The organism is Intestinimonas sp. (assembly GCF_026169115.1).
Classification (GTDB): domain Bacteria; phylum Bacillota; class Clostridia; order Oscillospirales; family Oscillospiraceae; genus Intestinimonas.
In genome coordinates, this window is the sequence record NZ_JAPFEA010000138.1 from 1 (window position 1) to 15,238 (window position 15,238).

Genomic DNA, 15,238 nt, shown 5'->3' on the forward strand with positions numbered 1-15,238 from the left:
CCCCATATATAAAATGGGACGAAATTGATGGAGTTATGCTAAATCATCCAATTTGTGAAAGCGAAACAGCTTATTATCGTTGTTACAAAGATTTTACTTACGACAATATGGTAGCACCACCAGGGAAAACAGTAGAGGTGCAAATTATAAGAGTAGCAAAGGACAAAACAAGTCCTATTGAAGATTCTTTTGTGGTTCCAATTAGGTTTGAGGATGTGCTTGGTAATCAGTATGAACAGAGAATCGTGATATCCTTTTCCTTGTGCCAAGACTATACTGCGGAGATTACTAATATTGCCTCTATTACCCCGGTTTTGCTGAAGAATGAAGATGACAGTAAAATGGATGAAGGTGGATAAACTAAACAGCACAATTATCTCTGCAGCATCATACTTTATGGGGACTTAGATGTAATCCGTTAAATATGAGGTTAAACATGAACGACGATATAATTCTTTTTGTTAAATTTGGAGAGAAAAAACATATCGCTCAATTGCTCAATGGAAAAATGTACTTTTCAAACGCCGAAAAGTTTCGTGGAATTGAAAAGGAAACAGGGTTAAAAGGGCAAGGAGATGCTTATGAGGCTGTTCTAAGATTCGGAAGTGGACAAGCAATATGGATAGACGAAGTTACTGGACGGATGGGATATATTCCAAAAGTAGAAGCAAATATTCAATTTGAGGATACATATAAGATACCCGTATTTTGTATTACTCAAATTAAAGCGAGTGATTGTTTTGTTGAAGAAAAAAACGGTAAGTCTTTCTTAAAAGTAAATAATGCGGTTGTAGGCACAATCAAGAGTCATTTTCCTAAAGCAGATGCAGCTGGGGTATTTTTTTCCCCTGCGCAGTTCCTTTATAGTGTGAGTAAACTCGGCGTAACAATGTGCGATCAAGTTAGGTATTTTGATTTTGCCCCCAAAGGGGATGTTCGTAAAATGCTTGAATATATCAGTCAGAATACCGGAGCCATTAATAAAAGGAATGAACAAATAATATCAAGCATTGAGGTAATGGGTGACGGCGATCAAAAAAGGACATCAGTAACGAAAAACAACATGAAGCGTATTCTTTTCTGTAAAGATAGTTATTTTTCGGTCGAAAAAGAATATCGGATTATTTTGCCAAATAAGAGAATTAACACACCACAACATTATTATGTACGATGGGGAAAATTGAAACGAAAACTATATCCTATTGAAGAGTTTTTTTCTGGAATAGAGATTTAACCTAAAGATAGCATGAAAAGAAGGGGTTATATGGGAACACTACTTTCTGATAAATACACCGCCTGGCAAGCAGAATGCGAAGCCCGCTTTCAGCAGCTCAAAGCCAACGAAGAAGAGCTCAACCGCATCTTCATCGACATCTATGGTTTGCGGGACGAGCTGACCCCCGATGTGGCCGACAAGGATGTGACCGTCCATCGGGTATTTGACAGCAAGGACGATGTGCCCGAGTCCATGAAGGGTAGCAACTATGTCCGCACCATGCGGGATGAGATCGTGTCCCTCATCTCCTACGCCGTGGGCTGTATGTTTGGCCGCTACTCCCTGGATGTGGAGGGGCTGGCCTACGCCGGCGGCGAGTGGGACGACAGTAAGTACAAAACCTACATCCCCGACGAGGACAACTGCATCCCCGTCACCGATGTGGAGTATTTTAAGGATGACATTGTGGGCCGATTCGTGGAGTTTGTCCGCACGGTCTACGGCGAGGACACGCTGGAGGAAAACCTGAAATTCGTGGCCGACGCCCTGGGCGGCAAGGGCGCCACCAGCCGGGAAATCATCCGGAACTACTTCCTGAACGATTTCATCAAGGACCACATCAAGACCTATCAGAAGCGACCCATCTACTGGATGTTCGACAGCGGCAAGCAAAACGGCTTCAAGGCGCTGATCTATATGCACCGCTATGACGAGAACACCATTGGCCGCATCCGCGCCGACTACCTGTTCAAGATGCAGCGGGCCTATGAAAACGAGTTGAAGCGCGTGCAGGATACCATTGACAGCAGCGCCAACTCCCGCGAGGTGGCTCAGGCCGAAAAGCGCAAGGAAAAGCTGACCAAGCAGCTGAAGGAAACCCGCGACTACGACCAGAAGATCGCCCACCTCGCCCTCGCCCGGATATCCATTGATCTGGATGACGGCGTGAAGGTGAACTATGAAAAAGTCCAGACCGCCCCGGACGGGCAAAAGCTGGCGATCCTGACGCCAATCAAGTAAATACATACAAGAAGAGGAAAGCAACATGGCAGAGCTGAACTTAAAACAAATTGCGGACAAGCTCAACGGGGAGTTCGTGGGCGATGTGCGGAAGCTGGTCTTCTGGTACGACGCCAATGGAGACTTCGCCGATGAGATCTCCAATCTGGAATTGAATCATGCCAAGGTGCTGGTCATGGAACCGGACAGCCAGTTCCGCACCAAGTATTTCCTGGAGCGCGAGGACACCACCACCAATTATCTGGTGTATGCGCCCTTTGCGAAGCCTGCCATTCGGGACAACCATTTGGAGGATACCATTCGCTACTCCAAGGAGTTCTTTGCCGACCGCATCTCCCTGATCTGTGTGGATCTGGGGATTCCGGAGAGCCTGAAGCCGGTGCTTCAGAAGTATGCCGGTTTTTTCAAGGCAAAGGAGCGTACCGACCGCTTCTACAAGCTGGAGATCGACCAGTGGACGCAGGAATCGGTTGAAGTCGGATTGATGAGCGTCCTCTGCCGGGTGCAGGCGCTGAACTTCGAGGAGGTCGTGCGCGTTGTTCTCACCGGCGATGGCTTCGAGGAGAATAAGTACCTGGTGGATTTCAAGCGGTATGATCTGGAGGACAGCTTTTGGAAGCTGGTCAGCCTGCATTTCGGTTATACGGAGAGCGAGCCTACCCTTGAAAAACTGGCTATGACGCTTCTGATGACCTACGCGCAGAAAGAGGTGGGCAAGGAGCTTCCGAAGGACTGGAGCAGTCTTGTTTCTGTCAAGACCGGCAATGTGGTGGTCTTTATGGAGAACATCATGAACAACATCCAGTATCAGGATCGATTTGAGGCCATTTCCGCAGAGGTGGAAGAGACTCTGCGGGTGGAAGAGCTTCTGAGGGGCTATCCCGTGGAGCAGCTCATTGATTGCGATGTGTTTGCCTGCATTGACCGGATGATCATCCGGTGGATGGTGGAGCGGCTTTGCAGTGAAGATCTGGGTACGGCTCTGCTGGGTAAGAGCATTCCGGAAATCTGTGAGCTGCGCGGGCAAAAGCATTTTGCAGACCGCTATGCCGAAGCCTACGCGGTTCTAACTAACGCTTTTGCCATGCTCAAGGAGGCAAAATACACCGGTCATCCTGACGCCGATACCATGATCCGGCAGTACCGTGAGAAGGATTACCGGATCGACACTTATCATCGGCAGTTCTATTTCTACTACGACCAGCTGGAGGACAAGGAACCCTTTGCCCAACTGCGGCAGTTGGTGGAAAATGTCTACACCAACGATTATTTGAGCAAGATCTGCCTTGCGTGGAACTCAGCTTTCAGCAAGGCCGATACCGCATCTCTTTCCATCCCCATGCAGCGCCGCTTTTATAACCGCTACCTGGGTGGCAAGAACCGCGCCAAGACGGTTGTACTGATCTCCGATGCCTTGCGCTATGAGGTCGGCATGGAACTGATGGAGGCGCTTTCCAAGGACGCCAATTGTGCCTCTGTTAAAATGGACGCCATGCTTTCGGTGCTTCCCAGCGTCACGCGGATTGGTATGGCGGCGCTACTGCCTCATAAGCAATTACATATGGATTCGTCTGCGGTAATGGTAGATGGTGCAGCAAGCACCTCGACCGCACAGCGCGGTGCGATCTTGGCCGCGGCTGATCCGGATGCCCGTTGCTATCTCTTTGAGGATGTGGAGCGCATGGGTTCTGCGGAGCTGGCAGAGGCATTCCGCGGCGTATCCACTGTCTACATATATCATAATCAAATCGACGCACGCGGCGATAAACAACTGACGGAAAACGAAGTCTATGTGGCTTGTCAGGAAGCCATTCAGGAGGTGTTCTCCTTACTGATCCGGCTGGCAAGGAATAAAGCGGCGTCACATTTCCTTGTAACTGCGGATCATGGCTTTATCTACAAGCGGGATCAGCTGACCGAAAGCGATAAGATCAGCGCCAGCGGCACCAATATTGACTTTGGCGGCAGACGGTATGTTGTGGGAGCAAATCCTGTGGATGCCGATGGTGTGACCAGCTATTCTCTGTCTGCCATGCTTGGAAATGACGATCCCCGTATGGTGACGGTTCCTTTGGGCGCGGATGTATTCAAAGCTTCTGGCGGCAGTTGCTATGTACATGGCGGCTGCTCCTTGCAGGAAATGCTGGTGCCGGTCATTGAACTGATGACCAAGACCGGACAGCAAAAGAAAGTGTTCCAGAAAGCCGGTATTTCCGTAGTCAGCATCTTGAATAAGATCACGAACCTCATTACCACGCTGGACTTCATCCAGTCTGAGCCTGTGGGTGACAGCGTGAACGAAGGGAAGTACCGGATCTTCTTCGTGGATGCTGAGGACAATAAGGTGTCCAGTGAAAATGTGCTGATTGCCGATAAGAAAGAAGTGGACGCTCAGAAGCGCATTTCCCGCCTGAAATTCCGCTTCAAGGATATGAAATACGATCCCAACGCACAGTATTACATCGTCATCTATGACGATGAAAATGATTTCACCCCGATCACAAAGCAGGAGGTCCGCATCGACATGGCCTTTGCCAATGATTTTGGGTTCTAATTAACGGAGGATGCAGCATGGAAGCATATCGTGGAGAAATAAGTCCTGAAATGATGGGACATGAAGAGGCTTCTTTCAACGAAGATCCCAATGCCGTCATTTATCGGAAACTGCGGAGACATTTTGATGGCAAGATTGTCCGGAAGGATCTGACCAAGAAAATCAAGGAGGGAGCTAATGTCCCGGTCTATGTGCTGGAGTTCCTCCTTGGCCAATATTGCAGCTCTGATGATCCGGAGATTATTGAGGAAGGCGTGGAGAATGTCAAGCGTATTCTTGCCGATAACTTCGTGCGCCCTGACGAGGCACAGAAGATCCTCTCCGTGCTGCGTGAGCGTGGAACCTATACCGTTATTGATAAGCTTACTGTAAAACTGAATATCAAAAAAGACCGCTACGAAGCGGAGTTTTCCAACCTTGGCATCAAGGATATCCCCATTGCTTCGGAATATCCCTCCAAATTTGACCGTCTGCTCTGCGGTGGCATCTGGTGTATCGTCCAGCTGGAGTATGAATTTATCGAAGAAGACAAGAACGCCAGTGCAATTCGTATTCGCAAGCTGACCCCTATTCAGATGCCCCACATTGATATGGACGAGGTCAAGAGGGGCCGCAAAGCCTTTACAAAGGAAGAATGGCTTTCTGTTATGCTGCGCTCTACCGGTATGGAACCGGATAAATTCAGCGAGAGGACAAAATGGTTGCTGTTGGCCCGCATGCTGGCATTGGTGGAAAACAACTTCAACTACTGTGAGCTCGGCCCCCGCAGCACTGGTAAATCCCACATCTACAAGGAGGTATCCCCCAACAGCATCCTTGTCTCCGGTGGTCAGACGACCGTTGCCAATCTGTTTTACAACATCGGGACTAAGCAGGTCGGTCTGGTGGGTATGTGGGACTGCGTTGCCTTTGATGAGATCGCCGGCATCACATTCAAAGATAAAGACGGCGTACAGATCATGAAGGACTATATGGCATCCGGCTCTTTTGCTCGCGGCAAGGAGGAGAAGTCTGCCAAGGCGTCTATGGTTTTTGTCGGCAATATCAATCAGGATGTTCCGGTTCTACTTAAGACCTCCCACCTGTTTGAGCCATTTCCGGATGCGATGGCGTATGACACAGCCTTTTTGGACCGTATGCATTGCTATGTACCCGGCTGGGAGATCCCTAAATTCCGCCCAGACAGTTTCACCAACGACTACGCATTTATCACCGACTATCTATCTGAATTTCTCCGCGAACTTCGAAAGGAGTCCTACGGCGATGCACTGGATCGGTATTTCCGCCTTGGAAGCAACCTAAATCAGCGTGATACTATTGCTGTGCGGAAGATGGTATCTGGTTTCGTAAAGCTGTTGTATCCCGATGGTGAATTTGGAAAGGAAGACATCCGTGAGATTCTGACGATTTCTCTGGAGATGCGCCGCAGAGTCAAGGAGCAGCTCAAGAAAATTGGCGGCATGGAATTCTATGATGTCAATTTCTCCTACATTGATAATGAAACCTTTGAGGAATTTTTTGTGTCTGTTCCTGAACAGGGCGGCGGCAAGCTCATTCCAGATGGCATCTGCAACCCCGGTCATATCTACACGGTATCCAGAGGCAAAAGCGGCATGATTGGTATTTACCGTCTTGAGACACAGATGCTCCCTGGCAACGGCAAGTTTGAGCGCACTGGAATTGGTACAGATCGTGAAGCGAAAGAGGCAACCAACACCGCCTTTAACTATCTGAAAGCCAACGCAAATGCGATCAGCGGCAACATCAGCACCGCAAACAAGGACTACATCATCAATTACCAGGATCTCAACGGAAATGGCATGACAAAGCATCTGGCGCTTCCTACGCTGATTGCGATTTGTTCTGCGGCTCTGTCCCGTTCCACCGTGACTGGGTTGGCCGTGTTGGGAGACATCAGCATCAGCGGTACGATTCTCAAGGTTGAAGACCTGGCAAATGTCCTTCAAGTCTGTCTGGACAGTGGCGCAAAAAAAGTGCTACTGCCGATCACATCAGCAGCGGATATCGGCAACGTGCCCTCTGAGTTGGTTGGTGCATTCAGCCTGATCTTCTATTCAACACCAACAGAGGCAGTATTCAAAGCCCTTGGTGTGGATTGAGTTTTATGGAGGTTTGGAATGGAACATATATCCTCAAAAGCGAACTATAAGCCGGATGCTGGTACACAATATGGCGACTTGTTCAGCTACACCAAAGTTGATGGCGGCTATGGCGTCACCGGCTTTCATGGCCGAAACAAAGAGACCATTATTTTTTCCAATCGATATGAGGCACTTCCAGTAAAGCAAATCATGAAAGAATCTTTTGCCGAAGAGAGTGATATCCAAAGAATCATCGTTACGGAGGGAATCGAGGCAATCGGCGATTATGCATTCAAAGACTGCTGGAAACTGACGCAGGCAATATTCCCGAACACACTGAAAGAGATCGGACAATCGGCATTCGAACGGTGTTACAATCTGGACATTCCAACCCTTCCTTCACAGCTTGGCTGGATTGGGATGTATGCTTTTACAGATACGGGTTTGAAAAAGATTGTTATTCCAAGTACGGTTTATTGGATAGGAGAAGGTGCATTTTCTAACTGCAAGCAGTTAAAAGATGTTGTGATTTCCCTAAATCTTACCTCGATTGCGGACAAAATGTTCCAAGGGTGCGACTCTCTTTCGGTGGTCAAATTGCCGGAAACGATCCAAAGTATAGGAAGCGAGGCTTTTGAAGGTTGCAGCGCCCTGAAGTCGATTGTGATTCCTGCATCAGTCAGAACAATTGGAGAAAACGCTTTTTCGAATGTTGCTCCAGAGTTTCAGATCCTTTGTCAACGAGGTTCCGATGCTGAAGAGTACGCGGCCGCAAATGGGATTAGAGTAGCGTTTTCCAACGATTCTGTGTATGAACAATATGCGAAACCTGATCCCATCTTAGAAAAGCTGTTTGGCAAGGAGCCTGCAACAGCCCCAGTGCGAAGTGCAATAGTGCCGGAACAGCATGAACCCACAGAAACGCGCAGTCTCCTCAAAAAGAAAATTGAGGAGCTGGAAAAATTGCTGGCGAATCAAAGCGTTCAGGATTATTCCGGGGCATTGAAGATCATTGCGACTTGCAGACTGCCGCTTAACATGCATTTGCTGTATGGAAACCTGATCGAACGAATCGCTGTTTTGGAAAAAACGGCGGAGAAGTACAAAAATGAGTATCAGGTTGATTTAGCTCAGTTCTATGACTACTACTTTCCGGAAGTAATTCATATTACGACAACATTCCTTGGATACATAGATGACAGAGTGGGAAAAGCAATCGTTGACAGCGCAGAAAAGGAAGTGATGGCAGCAGGCGAAACACTCCTGCTGGCAATCAACGAGAAGATCAACGAGATCTACAAGTTTGCTTCTATCGAAATCAAGGCTAAGGCCAAAGCGCTGGATGCAATTATGAATCAAGAGGGATATGTTGACTCTACATATAAAATCAATTAGGAGGAAGCGTTATGGCAGAGATAAATGCAACTCAGGCAGAGATCAATAGCGAACTTGACAAGGTCAAGACGCCCAAGCTTTCCTTGGATGCAGAAGGAAAATCGGTTGATACCGGCTTCGCGATCCCTTCTATGGCAGCAATGTCTGTGCCCCAGGAATCGAATGTTGCGGCTGGGTCCATGAACGAATCCATGCTGAGCGAAGAGGAGCGCAAGCAGATCGATGAGTTCTGCAAGCAAATTGATGTCACTGATGTCAAGTTACTCAACTCATATGGTTCGGGTGCGCAGAAAGGAATTTCCTCATTCTCCACCTCCATCACGAGCTATGTGAAGCCCAAGGAGTTTGGGGAAGTTGGCGATAGTTTAAGAGAACTGCGTGTGGCGATCAGCAGTACCGTAGCACCTGAAAAGAAGGGAATCTTTGGCCTTTTCCAGAAAGGGAAAGCCAAGGTCACCTATCTGATTTCCAACTATGAGAGTGCAGAAACAAGTATTCGAAAGATTGAAAAAGATTTGCAAGTGCATCAACAGACTTTGATAAAGGACGTTTATGTTTTTGATCAGATGTACGATATGAATCTGGAGTACTATAAGGAACTGACGATGTATATCATCGCCGGCAAGAAGGCTCTGGAACTGGCGCGGAATGGAAGAATGGTAGAACTCCGCAACAAAGCAGAGTTAACTCAGGATCAGCTGGACATTCAGCTGTATAGAGACTACTCCGATGCCTGCACGCGTTTCGAAAAGAGGCTTTTTGATTTGGAAACCACAAGACTGGTTTCGATTCAAATGGCTCCACAGATCCGGCTCTTGCAGCAGGCAGATCAGGAGATCGTCGATAAGCTTCGCTCCAATGTGATCAATACCATTCCATTGTGGCGGAACCAGATGGTGCTGGCCCTTGGCATCGAGCATAGCCGCAGAGCGCTGGATGCCCAGAGCGCTATCACAGAGATGACAAATGAGATGTTCCGTGTCAACGCTGAAACGCTAAGACAGGGGGCAATTGACGCAGCAGCGGCAGCGGAAAGAGCGGTTGTGGATGTCGAAACACTGAAGGTCGTAAACCAGGAAATCATTAAGTCTATCAACGAGGTTGTTCGCATCCATGAGGAGGGTACCAAGCGCAGAATGGACGCACAGAATGAACTGGCGAAGATTGAGGACGAACTCAAGGCCGCGCTTCTCGAAGCTGGTTCTCGATAAAGCTGTGGAGTGACATGAAAAAAAGAATCCGGATATCATTTAATGCCCCAGTGGTTTTGTGGTTCGCAATCATCTGCGCAGTAGCAACCTTGCTGAATTACTTGACAAATGGCGCCGCAAATCAAGTGATCTTCTCAACATATCACTCTTCTCTGGGTTCGCCCCTGACATATTTGCGTTTTGTGACGCACGTGTTTGGGCATGGAGACTGGACGCACCTGGTTGGTAACATGACTTACCTCCTGCTTTTGGGACCGATGCTTGAAGAAAAATACGGCTCCAAGACATTGGTGGAAGTCATTGCGATCACAGCAGTAGTCACCGCTGTTGCAAATTACCTGTTTTTCCCGACAGTTGCTCTGTGTGGTGCAAGCGGCGTGGTGTTTGCATTCATCCTGATGTCATCTTTCACCTCGTTCAAGGAGGGCGAAATTCCGCTGACCTTTGTTCTGGTGGCAGCCTTCTTTATTGGACGTGAGATCATTGACGGCATCTTTGTGACTGATCAGATTTCCAACCTCGCGCATATTATCGGTGGCATTATAGGCGGTCTGCTTGGCTATGGTCTGAATGTCAAGTCGCGTTACAAGGGTAGCCATTAACATTGAGTGGTTATCCATGCTCTTTCTGCTGCTACGCTATAGACAAAGAAAAAGCCGATGGGCCAGTCATCACGACTGGCCCATCGGCTTTTGTAATTTTTTCTGTGAATCAGTAGATCACACCCAATCCAGTTTCGCCGTGTACTCCGCGTCGCTCATACCACCTGCCAAGAATTCCGATTTGACGTCCTGAATGTGCGCCACCCGGCGGTTCCATTCCTCCGCGCTGATCTTGCCCCGCTGTTTCCAGGTTTTCAGCCGGTTATAGGCTCTGGCGTATTCACGGCAGGCAAAGTCCCTGCCGTTCTTCTCCCGTTCTTTTCTGTGGGCGCCCACCTGACGGCAGGTGCGGGCCGTCTCTCCCGGCGCTACACGCTGGCAGTACACCGTGTCATATGCGCCGATTGCCAAAAACCACCTGCTGCAGTTGTGACACTGTCGCGGTACATTGCCAGCAGCCATTCCCCGGTACAAGTCCATATACAGAAAGCTGATCAAGTCCTCAAAGGTCATCCGCTCAGCCATGAATGGCTGGCCCGTCTTTTTGTCACGCTCCACCACAAAGGAGATGCCCACCGGAAAGTTGATCCGGCGTCCGCTCATGTACGCAAGGTCCTCCTCGTCCTCCGTCTGCATGTAGATCTCCCGGAAGGATGCCATACACGATTCGAATGCCGCCGCATAGGCCTCCGGTCTGCGGGATGGCAGCTCCTCGAAATAATCAGTCAGCATATCGTCTGTGTCGTACCGAAACCGCTGAAGATCGTCTGCCAGGCGGTTATACACCCCGTGCCAACGACGCAACAGTTCATTCTCTGCTGTCCCCACTGTGAGCATCTGGTCCAGCTTCTGCTCATCGCCGCGCAGCTCATAGACAACGCCGCTGACCGAACTTCCACGCCCCTCCCGGTACGGGATCTTGTTGTACAGGGGAAGCTGCCTGACAAGCTCCCAGGCTTGGTCCAACGCCTGAACTGCCATCCCTGCGCTGGATGCTGTCCGCGCGGTCAGAAACACATCAAACTCCTGGCTGGCCTGTTGGGTCAGCTTTTTTAATTCCTCGAGCACTGCGGCGTCCATGTCCATGACCTCCGCTGCAAAGAAGCCCAGCGGATATTCTTCCCCTGCCACGATGCTACTCTTCTTCCCGAACAGCACATCGAACCGTTCGAAGAAGCGGTTGTTATCATAGATCATAGTTTCCCTCACCCTGTTTCCGATGGACTTTCCGTTGTGTACCCAACAACCGGCGAAGCTATTGCGCTTGGCCTTTTCCCTGTGCTATGCTCTGATTGTACCTGATTGATAGAAATAAATCAATCCGGTTCATCCGCAGAAAGTCAAAATCAGTTCAGAAGAAAAGAAGGTGATGAAGCATGGTCCGCTGAAAAAAGAAAGCCGCCAAACTGCTGCAACAGTCTGACGGCCCGCTGCGTTTCGGAAAACACAGCCTGATCTGCTGTTCAGTTTACCAGAACGACCTCCGAAACGCAATTATTTTTCTCTGAGTCTAAATTTATGGAGGTAACTGTTTTGAAAAAGTCAATCTACAAAAGCTACGATGATCTGCCGCTGATGCTGAATATGAAACAGCTCTCTGACCTACTGGGTATATCAGATGCCAGTGCCTACGAGCTGGTTCAAGAGGAGGACTTCCCCTCTCTGCGCATTGGCAAGCGCATCGTGGTCCCCAAGGAGGAACTGCGGAGATGGATCTCTGCACACACGAAGGGAGGACAGGGCTGATGGGAAATCAGAAGCGAGATGTGAAGAAATATTTCTTCATGCTCCCTAACGCGGTGTTCGAGTTAGGGCTCCACGTGTATGAACTGGCCATCTACGCCTACCTGCTGCGGATCGAGGATCGAACTACCTACCAGTGCATCGTCAGCTACCCCACCATCGCAGACAAGCTGGGGATCTCGGTCAACACCGTGGCCAAGTATGTAGGCCAGCTGGAGGAACACGGCCTCATTACCACGGAGCGCACCGACGTCATCACCCGAGACGGCCTCAAGCGCAATGGCTGTCTCCGGTACACCATCCTGCCGATCCAAAACGCGATCGCTCTCTATCACGCGCGGCAGTTGTCTGCGCTGGAACAGGCAGCAGCTCAACGGCGGGCGCAGGGGCAGGCGGAGAAGTCTGGTGTTGAGTTCGTTACACCTGACAAAGAGCGGAGCGCGTGACCACGGCGCTGTGCGGCCTGTGATGCGTTGTGTGCGGCGATGGCAATGCTGGTGGGGTACAATCCCGTCCAAGATGCAGGGCACGGTGTGCGGGCTGTGTGCCAAGCGTCCGTCTCTCCCGAAGCAAAATGTGCAGGTGCAGCAGTCGGTCGATTTTAGTGCAGGATAAAGGCAGGGGGTCGCAAGCGCCCCTCCTGCCGGTCACACCGTCCCGCAAAGCGGGGCGGCACAAGGGATTGCGGGGTTTTGGAGGCGGGGGTCTAAGGTGGTCGGTTTTGGCCAATTTGGGCGTCACAGGTGGCCGGAATGGAGGAGGAAATCCCGCAAGCCCGCTGAAATCAAGGGGTTCGGAGGTGTACCCGCGGGGGTCACCTCGGGGATATTGGCCCGTTTTGAGCCGATTTTAGCTCTGCCGAATATTGTGAATTGTTTGATAACAAAACGCATTTGCTGTGGCTATTTTCCGTTTCTGTGGTATGGTGTGTTGCTGATAAGGAGGTGGCACACCATGCGAGAGACGCTGGAAGACCTGTACTACGGGAACATCACGCCATACGACCGCCAGATCCGTTCCGGCACATCCCTGATGAAAGCGATGGAACAGTCGCAGGAGAGCGAGGAGCAACTCACTAAACTGCTGGAGGGCGAAGCCCACAGTCTGTTGCTGCGGCTCATCAATGCGGAGAACGAGATCGGCAGTACGCTGGCTCTGGAAAATTTCATCCTGGGCTTCCGTCTGGGAACGCGTCTGATCCTGGAAGCGCTGGACGAAGACGATGGCAGTCTGGTGGAACTGCTCCGCGGAGATAAACGGAGGGAGGGACAAGGATGACCACGAACCAACTGCCCATCCGCCAGTGCCGCTACTGTGGCAGTAAAGATCTGGGAATGGGTTGGCAACACGGCGAGGGGATCGTCACCTTCAAGAAGCATGGCATCCTGGGCAACCGGATGCGCTGTCTGATCTGTCGCCGCTGCGGCGCAGTACTGTTCCAGTGGGTGGCGGAGCCCCACAGGTTCCCGCCCATTCGGTAGTCCACGCAAATCCTGCGATGCAAATCAAAGATAAAAAACCTCGGAGGTGAAAAAACATGGCAAAGCGAAGACCATCTGGTGATGGCATGGTACGAAAACGTGAGGATGGCCGCTGGGAGGGGCGCATCGTCATCGGCCACAAGGAGAATGGGGCGCCCATCTTCCACTACCTCTCCGCCGGGACCCAGAAGGAACTTCTGGAAAAACTGCACCGGTGCATGGAGGAATATGATGGGGCAGAACTGACAGAGGACTGCCGGATGACACTGGGCGAATGGCTGGAGATCTGGCTGGCAGAGTGTGCGAAGCCCTCCGTGCGACCCTCCACCTTTGAGGGCTACCGGGCTTATGTCAGGGACAAGATCGTTCCCTATCTGGGCGATAAGGAGATCCGCAAGGTCACTGCCGGAGATGTCCAGAAGCTGTATCGAAAGCTGAAAAAGGAGGGTGGGGCGGATGGCGGTCCGCTGGCGGGCGCCACGGTGCGGAGGATCCACGGTGTTCTGCATCAGGCAATGGATGTGGCGGTGGACCGCCATCTCATCGTAAAAAATCCCACAAAGGATGTGACGCTCCCCAAGAAAGAGTCTACACCCAGGACCATCCTCAATGACGCACAGCTGGAGCAGTTCATGGAGGCCATCAAACATGACAGTCAGTGGCACGACTTCTTCTATCTGGAGATCACCACAGGACTGCGGCGGGGAGAACTGTGTGGGCTGATGTGGAGCGACTTCGACGAGAAGAAAGGGACGCTCTCCATCCGCAGGACCTTGCATGGGAAACGGGGCGGCAGCTACTATGTAGGTGATACCAAGACCGGAAAGGGGCGAAGGATCATCAGGTTACCGCCCAGCACGGTACAGATTCTGACGGAGCGAAAGCGAACAGCGATCTCTCAATGGATCTTCCCCAACCCACTCCATCCGGAGGATCCAATCATGCCCAGCAGCGGCTACAACCGGATGAAAAGACTGCTGGCCGAGGCCGGACTCCCTGATCTGAGATTTCATGATCTGCGGCACACCTTCGCTACTCACGCCCTCACCAGCGGGGTGGACGCCAAGACACTCTCCGGGATCCTGGGCCACACCCAGACCTCCTTCACGCTGGACACCTATACCCATGTCACCGGGGATATGCACCGAAGGGCATCAGAGATCGTGGGCGGCTTCATGGAAGAATTCATGGTGTAGGAGGCAGAAACATGGCACGGAAACGGAAGAATGGTCAAGGCACTGTCCGACTGCGGAAGGACGGCCGCTGGGAGGGGCGGCACATCGTAGGCTACGATGAAAACGGAAAGGCCAAAACCAAAAGTGTGCTGGCCAAAACAAAGGCGGAGTGCCTGGAAAAGCTGAAGCAGCTCCAAGATGGCTGCGGCACGGTGGAACCCTTCAAGGTCAAGCCCAATATGCGCTTCGGGGACTGGATCGGCTATTGGTACGAGAACCACTGCCAGCCAACGATCCGGGCCACCACACAGAAGGAATACGAGGAGTGGATCTATGTCCACGCCATCCCGGCGCTGGGGCAGATCCCATTGAACAAGCTGACCCAGGCCGATTGTCAGAAGTTCCTGAACGAGATGAAAGCCAATGGCCGGAAGATCCATCTGGACACCAAGGGACCGGGAATGTCGGAGCGGTCGGTACGCAGCTGCTACCATGTGGTACGGATGTCCCTGGAACGAGCCATCAAAGATGGCCTTATCAAAAAGAACCCCATCCTGGGCTGCAAGCTGCCACCGCCGGAGCAAAAGGAGATGAAGATCCTCTCCGGGGAGGAGATCCAACGGTTCCTTCTTCAGGCCAAGGAGGAGGGAATGTATGAACTGTTCCTGCTGGAGCTGACCACCGGCCTGCGCCGGGGTGAGATCCTGGCTCTCCGATGGGAGGACCTGAATGAAAAGAC

Annotated in this window: 15 protein-coding genes; 14 read left to right on the top strand and 1 reads right to left on the bottom strand. The window is 50.9% G+C overall.

The annotated features are described in order from the left end of the window. The 8 genes from Q0Y09_RS11500 to Q0Y09_RS11535 form a co-directional block, all read left to right on the top strand. Positions 1–359 (top strand): hypothetical protein (locus tag Q0Y09_RS11500; RefSeq protein WP_297721734.1); only part of this gene is annotated, 359 nt, incomplete at its 5' end. A 77-nt stretch (positions 360–436) separates the two neighbouring features. Beyond that, entirely contained in the window at positions 437–1,234 is a 798-nt protein-coding gene (locus tag Q0Y09_RS11505; RefSeq protein ID WP_297721736.1) for a hypothetical protein, read from the top strand. 30 nt (positions 1,235–1,264) lie between these two features. Then, positions 1,265–2,236 carry a hypothetical protein gene (locus tag Q0Y09_RS11510; RefSeq protein WP_367184386.1) on the top strand — a complete coding sequence of 324 codons (972 nt, stop codon included), beginning with the start codon at positions 1,265–1,267 and terminating at the stop codon, positions 2,234–2,236. Positions 2,237–2,261: 25 nt separating this feature from the next. Further along, positions 2,262–4,790 carry a BREX-1 system phosphatase PglZ type A gene (pglZ, locus tag Q0Y09_RS11515; RefSeq protein WP_297721739.1) on the top strand — a complete coding sequence of 843 codons (2,529 nt, stop codon included), beginning with the start codon at positions 2,262–2,264 and terminating at the stop codon, positions 4,788–4,790. A gap of 53 nt (positions 4,791–4,843) precedes the next feature. After that, a complete protein-coding gene (gene brxL, locus Q0Y09_RS11520) occupies positions 4,844–6,910 on the top strand; it encodes a protease Lon-related BREX system protein BrxL (protein WP_297721767.1) in 2,067 nt (688 codons plus the stop codon). An 18-nt stretch (positions 6,911–6,928) separates the two neighbouring features. Beyond that, the gene (locus Q0Y09_RS11525; RefSeq protein WP_297721741.1) at positions 6,929–8,287 is read left to right on the top strand and encodes a leucine-rich repeat domain-containing protein; all 1,359 of its coding nucleotides are present in this window, start codon (positions 6,929–6,931) and stop codon (positions 8,285–8,287) included. An 11-nt stretch (positions 8,288–8,298) separates the two neighbouring features. Further along, positions 8,299–9,498: a toxic anion resistance protein gene (locus tag Q0Y09_RS11530; RefSeq protein WP_297721744.1), complete on the top strand. Its 1,200-nt coding sequence runs from the start codon at positions 8,299–8,301 to the stop codon at positions 9,496–9,498. Between the two features lie 14 nt (positions 9,499–9,512). Beyond that, positions 9,513–10,100 (top strand): rhomboid family intramembrane serine protease, encoded by a 588-nt coding sequence (locus tag Q0Y09_RS11535; protein WP_297721747.1) that lies wholly within the window; start codon positions 9,513–9,515, stop codon positions 10,098–10,100. Between the two features lie 117 nt (positions 10,101–10,217). Here Q0Y09_RS11535 and Q0Y09_RS11540 read toward each other — a convergent pair whose 3' ends face one another. Next, positions 10,218–11,297, bottom strand: coding sequence for a DUF6076 domain-containing protein (locus Q0Y09_RS11540; protein WP_297721749.1), 1,080 nt, complete (start codon positions 11,295–11,297; stop codon positions 10,218–10,220). 336 nt (positions 11,298–11,633) lie between these two features. On the opposite strand from Q0Y09_RS11540, the gene Q0Y09_RS11545 reads away from it, so the two are divergent. The 6 genes from Q0Y09_RS11545 to Q0Y09_RS11570 all read left to right on the top strand — a co-directional run. Further along, the gene (locus Q0Y09_RS11545; RefSeq protein WP_297721752.1) at positions 11,634–11,846 is read left to right on the top strand and encodes a helix-turn-helix domain-containing protein; all 213 of its coding nucleotides are present in this window, start codon (positions 11,634–11,636) and stop codon (positions 11,844–11,846) included. Positions 11,847–11,884: 38 nt separating this feature from the next. Then, on the top strand, positions 11,885–12,289 hold the full coding sequence (locus Q0Y09_RS11550) for a helix-turn-helix domain-containing protein (protein ID WP_297721755.1): 405 nt from the start codon (positions 11,885–11,887) through the stop codon (positions 12,287–12,289). Between the two features lie 508 nt (positions 12,290–12,797). Further along, complete coding sequence (locus tag Q0Y09_RS11555) at positions 12,798–13,121, top strand: DUF6809 family protein (RefSeq protein ID WP_297721758.1); 324 nt, start codon at positions 12,798–12,800, stop codon at positions 13,119–13,121. Further along, positions 13,118–13,324, top strand: coding sequence for a hypothetical protein (locus tag Q0Y09_RS11560; RefSeq protein ID WP_297721761.1), 207 nt, complete (start codon positions 13,118–13,120; stop codon positions 13,322–13,324). The genes Q0Y09_RS11555 and Q0Y09_RS11560 overlap by 4 nt, the downstream gene beginning before the upstream one ends. Positions 13,325–13,380: 56 nt before the next feature. Further along, complete coding sequence (locus Q0Y09_RS11565; protein ID WP_297721764.1) at positions 13,381–14,520, top strand: site-specific integrase; 1,140 nt, start codon at positions 13,381–13,383, stop codon at positions 14,518–14,520. An 11-nt stretch (positions 14,521–14,531) separates the two neighbouring features. Beyond that, positions 14,532–15,238: tyrosine-type recombinase/integrase (locus tag Q0Y09_RS11570; RefSeq protein ID WP_367184387.1), on the top strand; the 707-nt coding region annotated here is incomplete at its 3' end.